The organism is Thalassovita autumnalis (assembly GCF_001458255.1).
GTDB classification, from domain to species: Bacteria; Pseudomonadota; Alphaproteobacteria; order Rhodobacterales; family Rhodobacteraceae; genus Thalassobius; species Thalassobius autumnalis.
Genome location: NZ_CYSB01000004.1, coordinates 140,627 through 156,156 on the forward strand (window position 1 = coordinate 140,627; position 15,530 = coordinate 156,156).

Below are 15,530 nucleotides of genomic sequence, written 5' to 3' on the forward strand. Positions count from 1 at the left end.
CCGATCCGTCGCGCTGAGGCTTTCCCTTACGGCATGGGCTTGGCTACTGTCGGACTTCAGCCAGTGAGGAGACCGCGATGCCAGCCCCGCAACCTTTTGACGCTCTGATCCCTGATGCACGCGCTTTCTTAAGTGAGCTGAATGCCAACAACACCCGCGAATGGTTCCTGGACAAATAAGGATCGCTACGACAGTGAGCTGAAAGCCCCGGCACTGGCCCTGTTGGATGTGGTGGCCGCGGATCTGGAGCGTATGACCGGCCACCGTGTCAGTCCGAAACTGTTCCGGCCCCAGCGTGACATTCGATTCTCCAAGGACAAAACGCCCTATAAGACGCATCTGCATATGCTCTGGGATATTGATGGCGGATCCGGCAGCGGTCTGGATCGCAGTGCCTTCTATTTCGGGATTGAGCTGGATCGCATCGTCCTTGGTGGCGGCTGCATGGGCATGGACAAAGCCAAGCTGGCGGCCTTTCGCAAACGGGTGGCCAGCCCCAAAGGCAAGGATCTGATGCGTGCCATGGCAGCTGCCTCCACCGAGGGCACCCGCTTTTCTGACCCCGATCTGAAACGTGTGCCCGCCCCGTTCCCAACTGATCACCCACAGGGCGAGCTGTTGAAGCACAAAACCTTGACCTTTTGGCGCGAAGTTGATGCCGACACAACGGATCTGCACAAAACTCTGCAAGGGGGCTTTGCCAAACTGATGCCGCTACAGGAATGGCTGCTGGCGCTGAGGTAAGCCCAGATCACCATCCCATGCGGTCATTGAATGGCTCCTTGACCCTGCGTCATCCTGGGGCGGACATCACATTCCCGTTGGGAACGGTATATTTTTAGCGCTGATATCGCTACAATGGGTGCTTAAGATCTATTTTTTACAACGCATAGTGGCGCTTTTGGCTTAACGGCCTTGGCGCAACCATTCGCGCGACCTACCGCGAGCCCTGCAGTTTCCGCGGCTCCTTCGAAGAGGATCTCTTTCGGCCAAAGGATACATACTTTGGGATTGGTTTGCCATAATCGGGCTTTAATTTTCCGCCGAAAGACCGTGAATATAAGACAAGTGAAAGTGTATCGATTTCCAATTTCAATCAGTTTGTGAGAAGTAACGAATCCGTCTTTTGGTCAACCAGCGGTAGATGAAGTTAACATGCGACGCCACGACACCCTCAGACGCCTCGTCGTAGAGGAAGAGGCCCCTGTTTCTGACAAGGCAGGAGCCGATCAGGGATTCGTTTTCCGGGATTTCGAAGTGTCGCGCGTTCAACACATCACCGAGGCCCTGCGAAACTATCCGCTGCGCAACAGTCTGATCTTCATCGGCGCCGTGCTGGCCTGGACCGTCTTCATGTCCTACGGCGCCGCGACCCACGGCGCGAACTCGCTGGCAATCGATCTCAGCCCACATGTATCGCTGTTCACGCTGATCATCGGTGTGCTGATTTACCCACGTGCCTTGCTCTGGGTGCCGCTGGCAACGCTGGTGGTGATGTTCTTTGTGCCCTTTGTGCTGCCTTTTGGAGATCAGTCACCCTGGGCTATGCAACCGGGAGTTTCCTTCCGGCTCGTCTTCTTCTTGCTGGTCATCAACGTGATGACAGGCTTTGGGATCGGCTTTGTTGTGCGCACTCTCTACCGGCGCACCACACAGAACATGCAGCCGTTTGAAGCTGACCTGCTGATCGCCGCCGTGACCTTTGCGGTTTTCATGCTGTCCGGCCTGGTCATGGTCAACCTGATCAGCCTGTTTGTCTCGACCCTGCCGGCGGTGGAACTGACCGCGCTTGGTTTTGATCAGAACTATTTTGACTTCGCAATGACCCGCATGGTGCGGGGCGCTGTTGTGACCTCGGGCTTCCTTATTGCGATCCAGCAGACCCCTCGGCTAGAGGAGTTGCGCTTCTCACTGCCGTTTGTGGCGCTGTTTCCGGTGCTGATGATCCTTCAGGGAATGGGCTTTGGTGGCTACCCTATGTTGGATGTGGCCGTTCTGGCCGCTCTGTTGGCAGTGTCGCTGCCCGTCAGTGCCGCGCCGATCGTGGTCATCATTGGCGTTTCGCTTTACGCAGGGCTGACCGGGCATTTCCTCAGCGATACTGTGTTGTCAGATCCGCGCGAAGCAATGCTGAGAAACTATTCGCTGGGAATGCTGGTTCTGGTGGTGCTTATCTTGGCCCTGCGCGGCCGTGGCCGCCATGAACGCGAACAGCGCGTCGCCTCAATCCGGCGTCTGTCCACCGTACGTGGTTTTGCCGGGGTCGGCCTGTTCACGGTGAACGTACCGCGTGACACCATGCGTCTGGACCCGGCCGGTCAACGGCTGGTGGGCCTGCCCGCTGAGGCCCATCTGGATGACCTGATCGGCCGCTTCCGCGCCGACGAACAGTACCTGCTGCGCCACGCGATTGAGAGTGACAGCCACGCCTCGATCACCCTGCTGCTGCGCCTTGCCGATATGCTGGACACCGGCGACAACCGCGTCATGCGCCTGCACCTCTGGGCCGAAACCACAGTGCGCAACGAACGGGTGGTCTATGGCCTGATGGTTGAGGTGACCGAAGAGCATCTGCAGGAACGTGCCCTGACCAACGCGCTGAACGAACTTTCGCTGCGTCAGGACAAGCAGAAGCAGCTGTTCTCGATCGTCAGCCATGAAATCCGCACCCCGGCCTCGGTCCTGTCGATGCTGATCGATGAGATGGAAAACGGCCATGACAGCCAAGAGGTTGTCACTCAGATGCGCGAAGCCTCCACCCAGCTGCTGAGTGTGCTGGATGACATGCGTCAGGCGGTGAACCCCGAAAAGAACCAGCCGCTGTCGATCAAACCCTATGTGCCGGCAGATGTGGCCGAACGGGTGCGCAACACCTATCAGCTGCTGGCCAAAGGCAAATCGATCCGCATCAGTCTGGACTTGGGCCCGGATTCGATCCGCCCGATGATGGGCGACAGCAACCGCCTGAAACAGATCCTCGGCAATCTGGTGCGCAATGCGATCATCCACTCCGAAGGGTCGGAAATCCGCATCTGCTATCAACCTGATATGCCCGGTCTGCCGCAAAGCCCCACCCCCGGCACCGCCTTCTGGTCGGTGACTGACGATGGCGTGGGCATTCCGCAGACCGAGATTGAGCGCCTGTTCCAGCCGTTCGAGCGCGGTTCCGCCGATGCGCGCAATCAGGCCGAAGGGTCGGGCCTTGGGCTTTATATCGCGAAACAGGCGGTTGAGCTGCTGGGGGGCTCGCTGCAGTATTTTGATGCGCCAGAGGGCGGAGCAGGCTATCGTCTGAATCTATCGGACAAACCCGCCAGCAAACAGGATATGCAATCTCAGATGCCGGCCAGCAAAGCGATTGAGAACAAGAAACTGGGTGAGCTGCGTGTGCTTCTGGCCGAAGACAACGCGCTGGTGGCTCAGGTGACCTCAAAACAGCTGGGCCGGATCTTTGGTGAGATTGAGCTGGCAGAAAACGGCCGCGAAGCGCTGGAAATGGTGCGCGACAACCCGCCGGATCTGCTCATCACCGACCTCTTCATGCCGGAAATGCCAGGTGATGAGCTGGTCCGCGCCTTGCAGGCCGAAGGCATCGACATCCCGATCATCGGCCTGACCGCCGCCGTGGTGGGCGATGATATCAAACGCTTCGAAGACGTCGGCGCCACTGCGGTTCTGCCCAAACCCCTGGACGTCAAACGCCTGGCTGGCCTGCTGGAAGACAAAGTCGCAGTCTGATCCACCCACTCTTGGCAGAAATCCCAAACGCGCCCAAATGGGGCGCGTTTTCCTTTCGTACCAGAAATCATTGCCAATCTGATCACAAAAGTAATCCCAAGTGGCGTCCAGCTATCACTCAAAAAATTACTCAGTATTTTCTTTCTGAACATAGCCCACATGGCCAATTGTGGTATTTGGGCCCCAATCACGGTGTCTAAGAATACCGTCTTCGATGTAGAGATTTTCAATATCAAAACGATTTCTTTTCAATATATTACCATCCTCATCGAAACTGGTCGCGAGCAAAATATAGCCAGTTGTCGAACTCTGCTTGTGCAACTCGAAATGCCCGCTTTCGCTCTGTGCATCCAAATTCTCTAAGATGGGCATAAGCGCAGCTGGATCTTCGATGCGCTCCACCGAGAAATAGCACGCACCTTCATAGATCGCTGTGCCGGCACCGACCACCAAGCCCGCGATAATCGTCGCAGGAGCCATTAAGATCGAACCGATCGTACCTGCCACACCCGCGCTTCCGCCAATAATTCCGACAGTGCCCGCCGCTGACGCACCGGTCGCAGTAGAACCTAGCATGGTTGCACCTGAGACCGAATGGGTGAGGGTGTAAAAGCCAACCGTCTTTGCACCGATACCCGCCGCTGCAGCGCCTGCACCAGCTGTACCAACGGCACCAGCCCCAACCCCACCGATCAACGCACTTGGCCGATAATCACATACATCAGCCGCCACCGGCGTGGACAGAAAAAATGTAGTGGCGGCAACACCCAAAAGCTTTTTCATGTAATTCCTCCTCAAATAGAACAATCTATGTATGCTCAGCAATCACCCTGTTCAACTAAAGAGAAAATGTGGGGCCTTCGTATACCAGAAAAATGCATATCGGTTTCGCGCCCATAAACCAAAAGCGCGCCCCATTGGGACGCGCCTTTTTTGTCTCAGACTGGGAGCCCTCAGCCCCGGCGGCTGTCTGGGTGCAGCGCGGTGCCGAGGATATGATCGGCGCTGGAAATCACGTGGCTGGCGGTGGACACGATCAGCGGATCCGGCGTGCCGACCACATCGTGGTCCTTGCCCGGATAATCCAGCGAGGCCAGGAAGTGTTTCATACAGTTCAGACGCGCCCGTTTCTTCTGGTTTGACTTGATCACCGTCCAGGGCGCATCGGCGGTATCGGTGTAGAAGAACATCGCCTCCTTCGCTTCAGTGTAGTCATCCCATTTGTCCAGCGACGCCTTGTCGATTGGCGACAGCTTCCACTGTTTCAACGGATCGGTTTCGCGCGATTTGAACCGGCGCAGCTGTTCGTCCTGGGTGACCGAGAACCAGTATTTGTAAAGCTGAATGCCCGAGCGGACCAGCATCCGTTCCAGATCCGGGGCCTGGCGCATGAACTCCAGATACTCGCCCGGTTCGCAGAAGCCCATGACCCGTTCCACCCCGGCCCGGTTGTACCAGCTGCGGTCATACAGAACCATTTCGCCGTCCGTGGGCAGGTGATCGATGTAACGCTGGAAATACCATTGGCCGCGTTCCTCATCGCTGGGTTTGTTGAGCGCAACCACCCGTGCCTGACGCGGGTTCAGGTGTTCGGTAAAGCGTTTGATGGTCCCGCCCTTGCCCGCCGCATCGCGGCCCTCAAAAAGCAGCACGAACTTCTGCCCGGTCTCCTGCGCCCAAAGCTGCACCTTCAGTAACTCCGCCTGCAATTTCGCCTTTTCGGCCTCATAGGCGGTGCGGCTCATTTTCTTTTTGTAGGGGTACTCCCCACTCTCAAAGGCGCGCCGCACCTCTTCGGTGGACGGGGTTGGCGCCGTCAAAGCCTCCGGCCCGCCATTCAGCGCGCCGTTGCTTTGGATCGGGTCTTGCTGCTCAGGTGTCACAACGGTATCGGGCGCATTCACTGCGGTCATCGGCTTCTCCTGTGTTTGACTGTTGCGGCAAGTGTATCCCGAGTGGCAGCTGAGGGCCTTGATGCACGTCAAAATGCGTCACCGATCTGTCACATTCCCTTGCCCGCCCATCGCGAGGGACAGCCAAGCCATCTTGACGCCAGTGCCCGCAGACAGCACTTTCCCCCCTCAACAACTGCTGCCATAATGCAGCCCCAAAGAAGCACAAGACGAGCAGCCAGAAAGCAGCCCAGACTATGGCCAACGACCTCCTCTCCGGACAGCAAGACGACTATAACGCCTCCTCGATTGAGGTGCTGGAGGGGCTGGAACCCGTCCGCAAACGCCCCGGCATGTATATCGGCGGCACCGATGAACGGGCGCTGCACCATATGGTGGCGGAAATCCTCGACAACTCGATGGACGAAGCGGTGGCCGGCCACGCCAACCGGATCGAGGTGGAACTGAACGCGGACTATTCGCTGACCGTTCGCGACAACGGCCGCGGCATCCCGATTGATCCGCACCCCAAGTTCCCCGACAAATCGGCGCTTGAGGTGATCCTGTGTACCCTGCACGCGGGCGGCAAGTTTTCAGGCAAGGCCTATCAGACCTCGGGCGGTCTGCATGGGGTTGGCGCCTCCGTCGTAAACGCGCTGTCGGATTCGATGGTGGTGCAGGTCGCACGCAACAAGGAACTGTTTGAACAGCGGTTTTCACGCGGCAAACCCTTGGGCGGGGTCGAGAAAATCGGTGCGGCCCCCAACCGGCGCGGCACCACGGTGACCTTCCACGCCGATGAGGAGATCTTTGGCAAGCACCGGTTCAAACCGGCACGTCTGTTCAAATCGATCCGTTCCAAGGCCTATCTGTTCTCGGGCGTGGAAATCCGCTGGAAGACCCATATCGATGATGGGGAAACCCCGACGGAGGCCACGTTCCACTTCCCCGGTGGCCTGTCGGATTACCTGAAAGAAACCATGGCCTCGGCCTCGACCTATGCCGATCAGCCCTTTGCCGGGGTGGTCGATTTTCAGGAACGCTTCAACGTGCCGGGCAAGGTGGAATGGGCGATCAACTGGACGCCGTCGCGCGATGGCTTCATCCAGTCCTACTGTAACACCGTTCCGACGCCAGAGGGTGGCACCCATGTCGCCGGCTTCTGGGCGGCGGTACTGAAAGGCATCAAAGCCTATGGTGAGTTGGTCAATAACAAGAAGGCCGCGCAAATCACCCGGGATGACCTGATCACCGGCGGCTGCGCGCTGGTCAGCTGTTTCATCCGCGAGCCAGAATTCGTCGGCCAGACCAAGGACCGTCTGGCTACTGTTGAGGCGCAGCGTCTGGTGGAAAACGCCGTGCGTGACCACTTTGACAACTGGCTGGCCACAGACAACAAATCCGCCGGTGCGATCCTTGATTTCCTGGTGCTGCGGGCCGAAGAGCGCCTGCGCCGCCGTCAGGAAAAGGAAACCCAACGTAAATCGGCCACCAAACGGCTGCGCCTGCCCGGCAAGCTGACCGATTGTTCCGCCACCAACCGTGAAGGCACTGAGCTGTTCATCGTGGAGGGCGACTCGGCCGGTGGCTCTGCCAAGATGGCGCGCAACCGGAAGAACCAAGCGCTGTTGCCGCTGCGCGGCAAGATCCTAAACGTTCTGGGCGCGGCCTCGTCCAAACTGGGGTCAAACCAGGAGATCAACGATCTGACTCAGGCGCTGGGTGTGGGTCTGGGCACCAAGTTCAACGTTGATGATCTGCGCTATGACAAGATCATCATCATGACCGATGCGGATGTCGACGGCGCCCATATTGCGGCGCTTTTGATGACCTTCTTCTTCACCCAGATGCGGCCGATGATTGATGCCGGTCACCTCTACCTGGCCTGTCCGCCGCTGTTCCGCCTGACCCAGGGGGCCAAGCGCGTCTATTGCGTCGATGAGGCCGAGCGGGACGAGTGGCTGGAAAAAGGTCTGGGCGGCAAGGGCAAGATCGACGTCAGCCGCTTCAAGGGTCTGGGGGAGATGGACGCCAAAGACCTGAAAGAAACCACGATGGACCCGGCCTCGCGTACCCTGATCCGGGTGACGATTGATGAGGATGAACCGGGTGAGACCGGCGATCTGGTGGAACGCCTGATGGGCAAAAAACCCGAGCTGCGGTTCCAGTACATCCAAGAAAACGCGCGGTTCGTGGAGGAGCTGGATGTTTAAATGAGGGTGGGTGGCCCAGATGCGTTTATACTATTTCACGGGATCTCAGTTTGCTCTCGACAATATCGCCAATCGCCGCTTGAAAGTTTCATTCGCGGATCAAGTTAACGATATATTCGAGCTAAATCCTTTTGATTTTGGCGAAGAAAAAGACGTCGCACGCGCAGCGCGCCTTCAATGGCAGCGCTCAATTCGAAACCACGCAAAAACACAAGGTTTTATTAGTTTCTCTAAAAGCTGGAATAGCCCCGCCATGTGGAGCCACTATGCTGAAAATCATTTGGGTGTCTGTTATGGTTTTGACATTCCTTCGGGGCCAAATACTACTTTGGTGGAAATGAAATACCCCGACAAACTCAAAAAGTTTGACCATGCCGCACTCTCCGACAGAAATGTCCTCACAGAGATGATCAATTATGCGCAGCGGCACAAAAGCCAAGTCTGGGAGTACGAACAGGAGTGGCGCACCGATGTATCCTTGAACAAAGACGAACAGGAAGCTAAAGCTCGCGGCGCAAGCATATTCTACCTACCATTCTCTGAAAAACTTAAACTCAAAAAAATTATTATCGGAACTAGATCAAAGATCACCTCTACGCAGATAAACAATGCACTTGGCCCCATGTCAGGTTGCGTGGAGATAGTGACCGCGCGCGCTTCATTTAGAGAGTACAAGATTGTTGAACAGAAACTTAGCCGGTTGAAAAAATAGCGACACGCAGAGACGTTTCGCGCCCGAGCCCGGGGGCGGCTATCAGCTTGCTTCGTGGTCACAGTATACTGCAATCGCATCGGCAAGCGGACAGCTATGAAATTCGCGCCCGCCCTTGGGGGCGGGGTCGGGCGCGATCCGAAGCTACGCTTCGGAAGGTGGTGGTGGCACCCAGATCTCTGAAGTAACTTACGCCTGCCCCTACCCCTCATGCAGGCGGGACAGCGCATCCTCACACAGGCCCAGTTCCAGCCATTGGCAGCCTTCGCAGAGCTTTGACAGATCCCCCGGCATGACGTTCTGGCGGATCCGCTCCAGTGCCTCACCCCAGGTCAGTTCTTCGTGCGGGTCAAATTTCAGCGCCATGGCATGGGCCCGGTCGAGGCGGGAAATGCCCTGTTGGTTCACGCAAGCCCGCCCGCGCCGTTTTGGACAGGGGCCGCAGATGTCATCGGCGTAGCCGACCACCTTCATCGGTGTCGCCTCGCCCCCCGGGGCGCGCAGCCGGTCCAGCACGATGGCGGTCATATTATCGGTGAATTCACCCGAATAACCCTTGCCCTCATAGCCGATGGCACAGAGGAAATGATGCGGGCGGAAACGAACGGGCTGGCTCATGGCGCGACGTTAGCCGCTTTGATCTGAAAGCACGATCCCCGAAGCCTGAAATTCCCCCCGTTTTTTGCCCCGGTGATGGGGCGAAAACCGGCCACCAAATGCAACACTCAGACCCTTGGTAGCCAAGGCGACCAGCAGAAAAACCAATGGGTGCAGCGGGATTGGCATCGCCGTTGCATATTCAGGAGGAACGCGATTCCCCTTTCGACCCAATGGGTGCTTATGACCAAACGATTTGATGTCTCCCTTGAGATTTCCAAACTGTTGATCCTCCTGTGCAGTGCCAAGCTGGTCGGGGTGTCGGCCCTGACCCGGGCGATCCTGCACAATGGCGGTCACCCTTTGGTCACCACGGCGCTGGTGGTGCTTTATACCGCGCTGGCGCTGTCGATCTTTGCCGGCATCCTGCATCTGGGCGCCATCACCCGGCTGGTCGAGACCAGTGAACATCGCCAGCATGTCGCGGATGCCGCAGATGCTGCCCAGCCGTGGGAGTTTGTCTCCCTCGGGGAAGGCACGGCGGCGCGGCACAGTGCCTTGGCGCAGAAGGCGATGTTTCTGGTGGCGATCCTGGCGCTGATCCTTGCCCTGCTGGTCGACCGCAATCTGGGCGGGCACCCGACAGGCACCAGCCAGATGGCAGCCTTTGCCAGCGACCTTTAAGCGTAGCCGGGCCGTTCCACCGCGGCGATCAGGGCGAAAGCGGCCTCCTCCACCTCGGCCATGCTGACATCCAGATGGGTCACCACGCGGAACCGGCCGCGCCCCTCACTGTTCAGGCGGATGCCGTGGCGGGCAAGTGTCATGGCGATCTGGTCGGTGCTCTGCCCCGTGGCGGAGACATCAACAAAGGCGATATTGGTTTCCGGCGGTGTGGCGCTGAGCCCCAGCCCCGGCGTGCCGCGCAGCAGATCGGTGAACCGGCGGGCCTTTTCATGATCCTCGCCCAGACGCGGCAGGTTATGCGCCAGAGCGTAAAGCCCCGCCGCCGCCAGCACACCAGATTGCCGCATCGCGCCGCCCAACCGATGTTTCCACCCCCAGGCCCGGCGGATGAACTCGTGTGATCCGGCCAGAACAGCGCCCACCGGGCATCCCAATCCTTTGGAAAGATCAATCCAGGCGCTGTGAAACCCCTGACAGAAATCCGCCGCCGGCACATCCGCGCCCACTGCGGCATTCATCAGGCGTGCCCCGTCCATATGCAGCACCAGCCCCTCGGCCTGCGCCAGATCGCGCAGATCCGCCAGCACCTGCAGCGGCCAGATCGCGCCGCCACCAAAGTTGGTGGTCTGCTCCACAGAAATCAGCCGTGACACCGGTGAGCGGTCGCGCGGTGCGCGCAGGCGGTGGGCCACATCCTCGGCCGTGAAGATGCCGCTTTCGGTTTCAATCGTTGCGATCTGCGCCCCGGCCAGCGCCGCAGCCCCCGCCCCTTCGGAGCGGAAGATATGCGAATTGGCAGCGGCCAGAATTTCATCGCCCGGGCGGCAATGCACCAGAAAGGCAATCTGATTGCACATGGTGCCGGAGGGCAGGAAAATCGCATCCTCCATCCCCAGCATCCGCGCCACCTCAGCGCAGAGCGCCAGGGTTGTCGGATCTTCGCCGCGTTGTTCGTCACCGGTTTCAGCGCCCGCCATAGCGGCCAGCATGCCAGCGCTTGGACGCGTGGCCGTGTCCGAAATCAAATCAATTGGAAAGGCACTCACGCGGGCAGGTCCAGCTCATTCAGCAGAACGGCCGCCTGCGCGCCGTGCATATCGCGGTCAAAGCGTGATCCCTGCACCGTGGGGCGCGGGACCGAGATCTTGATCACATTGAGCGCGGCGATTTCAAACCGCTTCAGGCTGCTGGGATCCACCTTGAACAGATCAGCGACCACCGTGTTCTGAATACGCGGGCACAGGGCCTCAAATGCGGTGGCGCTGTTGCAGAACACATCAATGGTGACCCAGAACGGACCGGCGTTTTTGGACCGTGCCTTGGCCCCGAAATCATGCAGCTTTGCCATCTCAGACCTCCGTCACATCAAGGCGGAAGGCCGCCATGGGATCATCCAGTTCCATCACATGGTTGAGACAGAATTCATAAAGCGCGCCGCGATCCGACTGGGCCGGGGAATAGGGGAAGGCAAAGCTGGGCAGCTCTTCTTCCTTGGTCAGCGGATGGTGCAGCAGGAAGGGGTTGATCAGCTTGCCGATCTCAGAACAGGTTTCCGGGCTTTCAGCGGTGATGATGCCCATCACGCCAACCTCAACCGGGTTGCCTTCTTTGGGTTCCAGATCACCAAAGACCGAGTTCACGCCAATCAGGCGGAACTCAAGGTCATAATCCTCCGCGCCAAGCTCCATCCGGGTGGAGATCAGGTCGCGCACAAATGCTTCGAGGCTGGCCGCCCACTCCCGGGCGTTTTTCACGTAATGCTCGGCCCGCAGCATCGCCATGATGGTGGCCTGATAGCCCGCCATCCGCGCGCCTTCCAGTTTCACGGTGTAGCGGTCAGACGGCACCCATGTGCCGCCCTCCACCCGCACCTGACGGTCATTGAGCGCGGTGTATCGCGCCGCAGTCACATCCAGATGCCCGCCCGGTTCATAGAGCTGGAAGGGGTCGGAATTTTCATAAAGCATATGGGCCGAAACCGAATGCGGCGTGCATCGCGCGCCTTCGGCCATCGGGGTCACGGTGAAGCCGGTCTTGTCAAACTCCACCATAATCACGCCCGAGGTCGGCATGGTCGAGCAAAGCGCGCCACATTCTGCGATCTTGGCGCCATGCCAGGCGCCGCCTGCATGATCGCCATTGATCAGCGGCAAGGCGGCGACAGTGGCGGTGTCGGTGGTGCGACCGGCAATCACGATATCGGCACCAGTGGCCAGCGCGGCGCCGATTTGCTCGGCGCCGGCCAGTGCCACGATATTGGAACATTGCGCCAGAGTTTCGGCGGAAATCTCAGGTGCAGGATCGAGGGGGGTGATGCGATCCTTGTCCAATGCTTCAACCACCCGTTCCGCCGGCTGGCTGGAATACAGGCGGGCAATTTTCAGCGACTGGCCCAGTTCGGCCGCCAGTTCAGTGGTGATCTGATACATCCACTCAACCGTGCTGTCGCTGCCGCAGGTGCCTGCGGAGCCGATGACCAGTGGCACGCCTGCCTTGGCGCGCGCCTGCATCAGCTGCTTCCACTCGGCCTTATTGGCCGCGCGGGAGTATTTTGAGGTTCCCGTACCCAGGTAGAAGGGCCCGCTGTCCGTGGAGCCACCATCAATGCAGATGATGTCCGGCTGTGCGCTGAGGCCCCGCTCCAGCGCCTCGGGGTCAAACCCAAGGCCCAGAACACCAGCGGGCACGAGAACTTTGGTCATGGTCTTAGTCCGATACGCGTTGAGGTTTCTTCAGGACGCCGCGCAGGAACATCGGCGCAACGAAGCCAGCAATTGCCACAACCCACAGACCAATCGCAATGGGCGACGACCAGAGGTAAGTGATATTGCCATCCGACAGAACCATGGCACGGCGCAGCGCGTCTTCCATGTGCCCCCCCAGCAGGATGCCAAGGATGATCGGCACGGTCGGCACGTCCAGCTTGCGCAGAACCCAGCCGAGGACACCGAAGGCCACCATCAGCAGCAGATCGAAGTAGCTGCCCGAGAGCGAGAAGATACCAACGAAGCTGATCATGGTCACACCCGGCAGCAGGATCCATGGCGGTACTGACAGCACCTTCACGAAGACCTTTACCATCGGCACGTTCATCAGAAGCAGCACGAAGTTGGCGATCAGAAGCGAGGCGATGAGGCCCCAGACCACTTCGGGACGTTCGGTGAACAGGGTTGGACCGGGGGTGATGTTCAGCGTCATCAACAGCGCCAGCAGAACCGCCGTGGTGCCCGAACCCGGAACACCCAGCGTCAGCATGGGCACCAGCGCACCACCTGCAGCCGCGTTGTTGCCCGCCTCAGGGGCCGCCACACCGCGCGGCACACCGGTGCCGAACTTGCCTTCTTCGCCGGCAATGGATTTCTCACCCATATAGGCCAGGAAGGAGCCGAGCGAGGCACCCGCACCGGGCAGAACACCTGCAACAAAGCCGATCAGCGAGCCACGCAGCTGGGTCCAGCCGGTGGAGATGATGTCTTTGAACGGGATCCGTACCTTATCAAGCTTCACACCGATTGAGGTGTTCTTGCCGTGGCTTTCGATGAAGAAGAACACTTCGGCGATGGCGAACAGACCGACGATGGCAACCAGGAAGTCGATGCCGTCAAAGAGGTGCAGGTTGCCAAAGGTCAGTCGCGGCAGACCCGAGTTGTTGTCCACACCGATCATCGCGATAGCCAGACCGATACAGGAGGCAATCGCCGCTTTGGCCTGGTTGTTTGATGCAATGCCGCCCAGCGTGGCGAAGGCCAGCATATAGAGGGCAAAGTACTCGGCCGGACCAAACTGGAAGGCCACGCGGGCCAGCAGCGGGGCCAGCAGCATCAGGCCGATGGTCGACAGGAACGCCCCGGTGAAAGAGGCCACACCCGAGATTACCAGCGCGTCCCCTGCCCGGCCCTGTTTGGCCATTGGGTAGCCATCAAGGGTGGTCATCAGCGCCGGTTCATCACCGGGAATGTTCAAAAGGATGGATGAGATCCGGCCACCATACATGGCGCCGTAGTAAACAGCCGTCATCAGCACCAGCGCCGAGGTGGCATCAAGCCCCATCGAGAAGGTGAGTGGGATCAGGATGGCAACGCCGTTGGACGGGCCAAGCCCCGGCAATGCGCCGATGATGGTGCCAATGAAACAGCCAAACACCGCCAACATCAGGGTGAACGGACTGAGCGCGATGCCGAAGCCGATCGCGAGATTAGCAAATAGGTCCATGTGGGGGTCTCCCTAGCCGTGGAATGCGGCGGGCAGTGCGAAGAGGCTCAACCCCAGCGCAAATTTGAAGATAGCGAACAGTCCCAGCGACAATCCGGTGCCGGCAAGAGCGGCGGGCACAGGGCGGGGGCTGATCTGATAGCTGAGGATGGCAGCCGTCACAGCAGTGGGCAGCAGGAAGCCAAGAGGCTTCAGCGCGTAGGCGTAACACACAAGCACGATTACCGAGAAAACAAGCGCGCCGAGCGTTTGCAGCTGCGGCCATTCCGGGTCTTCATCGGGGCGCAGGACCACAATGATGCCGCAGATCGCCGCAACAGCTCCAATCAACATCGGGAAGGTTTTAGGACCCACCGGATCCGAGAGGAAGCTCGTCTGGATCTGCGTGGCACTGGCGATATACGCCAGTGCCACCAGAGTGACGACCGCTCCGAAGATACGGTCAGAGATCATTACTGAATCACCCCAATTTCTTTCGACAGGGTGCGGATTTCCGCAACCACGCCGTCAACGTAAGACTGGAAGTCGCCGCCAACTTTGGTGAAGGGGGCCAAGCCGTTTGCGGCCATGGCTTCCTGCCACTCAGCGCTGTCAGCAACCTTCTGCAGGCGGTCTGCCCACATGTTGAAGGTGTCGTCGCTTACGTCCTTGGGAACGTAGAGACCACGCCAGTTCACAGCAACAACATCGATGCCCTGCTCCTTGGCGGTCGGGATGTCTTCAAAACCCGGGACACGCTCTTCGGTCAGAACGGCCAGCGCACGAACGTCGCCCGACTTCAGGAAGCCAACGATTTCCGACATGTCGCCCGACATCGCCTGGGTAAAGCCACCAACGGTCTGGGTGATCGCATCCGCGCCACCGTCAACACCGATGTATTTCACGGCGCGCACGTCCTCGATACCTGCACGTTGCAGGATCATCAGCGGTTTCAGGTGGTCAAAGCCGCCCACAGCCGAACCACCGGCAAAGGCCAGCTCGCCCGGGTTTGCTTTGATGGCGTCAACCAGATCGTTCAGCGACTGGTAGGGGCTGTCTGCAGCCACAACCACAACACCCGGATCCGCACCGATGGCACCCACAAAACGAACCTGATCCGCGGTCATGCCAGCATAGGCGTTCTGGGCCAGACGGGTCGAGGTTGCTGAAGAGGCCGCCACGATCAGGTCAGCATCGTCCGAACGTTCCGTCACAACGTGGGTAAACGCCAGACCACCGCCGCCACCGGCCATGTTGGTCACCTGAACAGGTTTATCAACGGCACCGATGTCATGCATGATCTTGCCGATCTGACGGCAGGTGAAGTCCCAGCCACCGCCCGGGTTTGCCGGGGCGATACATTCAGCAGCCGATGCCGCACCGGTGACGCCAAAGCTCACCACAACGGCGCCTGCGAGGGACGCAAATTTGCGATTCATAATTTTTCCTCCCAATGTGCATTGCACATAGATTTCATTTCAGACAGAATCCGAGCAGCTT

Annotated in this window: 14 protein-coding genes; 5 read left to right on the top strand and 9 right to left on the bottom strand. The window is 59.0% G+C overall.

Going from position 1 to position 15,530, the window contains the following annotated elements; all coding sequences use genetic code 11:
• The first annotated feature begins 141 nt into the window (after positions 1-141).
• A complete protein-coding gene (locus TL5118_RS00770; RefSeq protein WP_082626381.1) occupies positions 142-744 on the top strand; it encodes a TIGR02453 family protein in 603 nt (200 codons plus the stop codon).
• Between the two features lie 411 nt (positions 745-1,155).
• Entirely contained in the window at positions 1,156-3,738 is a 2,583-nt protein-coding gene (locus tag TL5118_RS00775) for an ATP-binding response regulator (RefSeq protein ID WP_058260711.1), read from the top strand.
• Between the two features lie 126 nt (positions 3,739-3,864).
• Here the strand turns inward: TL5118_RS00775 and TL5118_RS21275 are convergent, their stop codons facing one another.
• A complete protein-coding gene (locus TL5118_RS21275; protein WP_058244665.1) occupies positions 3,865-4,521 on the bottom strand; it encodes a hypothetical protein in 657 nt (218 codons plus the stop codon).
• A 170-nt stretch (positions 4,522-4,691) separates the two neighbouring features.
• Positions 4,692-5,651 (bottom strand): polyphosphate kinase 2, encoded by a 960-nt coding sequence (gene ppk2, locus TL5118_RS00785; RefSeq protein ID WP_082626382.1) that lies wholly within the window; start codon positions 5,649-5,651, stop codon positions 4,692-4,694.
• A gap of 236 nt (positions 5,652-5,887) precedes the next feature.
• Between ppk2 and parE the strand changes: the two genes are divergently transcribed.
• Together parE and TL5118_RS00795 are read left to right on the top strand one after the other, a co-directional pair.
• The gene (gene parE, locus TL5118_RS00790; protein ID WP_058244666.1) at positions 5,888-7,843 is read left to right on the top strand and encodes a DNA topoisomerase IV subunit B; all 1,956 of its coding nucleotides are present in this window, start codon (positions 5,888-5,890) and stop codon (positions 7,841-7,843) included.
• Between the two features lie 19 nt (positions 7,844-7,862).
• Complete coding sequence (locus TL5118_RS00795; protein WP_058244667.1) at positions 7,863-8,555, top strand: DUF2971 domain-containing protein; 693 nt, start codon at positions 7,863-7,865, stop codon at positions 8,553-8,555.
• A gap of 201 nt (positions 8,556-8,756) precedes the next feature.
• Here TL5118_RS00795 and TL5118_RS00800 read toward each other — a convergent pair whose 3' ends face one another.
• A complete protein-coding gene (locus tag TL5118_RS00800; protein WP_058244668.1) occupies positions 8,757-9,173 on the bottom strand; it encodes a DUF1284 domain-containing protein in 417 nt (138 codons plus the stop codon).
• Between the two features lie 222 nt (positions 9,174-9,395).
• Between TL5118_RS00800 and TL5118_RS00805 the strand changes: the two genes are divergently transcribed.
• Positions 9,396-9,836, top strand: a complete 441-nt coding sequence (locus TL5118_RS00805; protein WP_058244669.1) for a hypothetical protein — start codon at positions 9,396-9,398, stop codon at positions 9,834-9,836.
• Here TL5118_RS00805 and TL5118_RS00810 read toward each other — a convergent pair.
• The 6 genes from TL5118_RS00810 to TL5118_RS00835 are packed head-to-tail and all read right to left on the bottom strand — an operon-like array spanning position 9,833 to position 15,469.
• Entirely contained in the window at positions 9,833-10,885 is a 1,053-nt protein-coding gene (locus TL5118_RS00810) for a threonine aldolase family protein (RefSeq protein WP_082626383.1), read from the bottom strand. The two genes, TL5118_RS00805 and TL5118_RS00810, sit on opposite strands and share 4 nt — an antisense overlap.
• Entirely contained in the window at positions 10,882-11,187 is a 306-nt protein-coding gene (locus TL5118_RS00815; RefSeq protein WP_058244670.1) for a DUF4387 family protein, read from the bottom strand. The genes TL5118_RS00810 and TL5118_RS00815 overlap by 4 nt, the downstream gene beginning before the upstream one ends.
• Before the next feature lies 1 nt (position 11,188).
• On the bottom strand, positions 11,189-12,541 hold the full coding sequence (locus tag TL5118_RS00820) for an acyclic terpene utilization AtuA family protein (RefSeq protein ID WP_058244671.1): 1,353 nt from the start codon (positions 12,539-12,541) through the stop codon (positions 11,189-11,191).
• A gap of 4 nt (positions 12,542-12,545) precedes the next feature.
• Positions 12,546-14,051, bottom strand: coding sequence for a tripartite tricarboxylate transporter permease (locus TL5118_RS00825; RefSeq protein WP_058244672.1), 1,506 nt, complete (start codon positions 14,049-14,051; stop codon positions 12,546-12,548).
• Between the two features lie 12 nt (positions 14,052-14,063).
• Positions 14,064-14,504 (bottom strand): tripartite tricarboxylate transporter TctB family protein, encoded by a 441-nt coding sequence (locus TL5118_RS00830; protein ID WP_058244673.1) that lies wholly within the window; start codon positions 14,502-14,504, stop codon positions 14,064-14,066.
• A complete protein-coding gene (locus TL5118_RS00835) occupies positions 14,504-15,469 on the bottom strand; it encodes a Bug family tripartite tricarboxylate transporter substrate binding protein (protein WP_058244674.1) in 966 nt (321 codons plus the stop codon). Before TL5118_RS00835 ends, TL5118_RS00830 begins: the two co-directional genes overlap by 1 nt.
• Between the last annotated feature and the right edge of the window lie 61 nt (positions 15,470-15,530).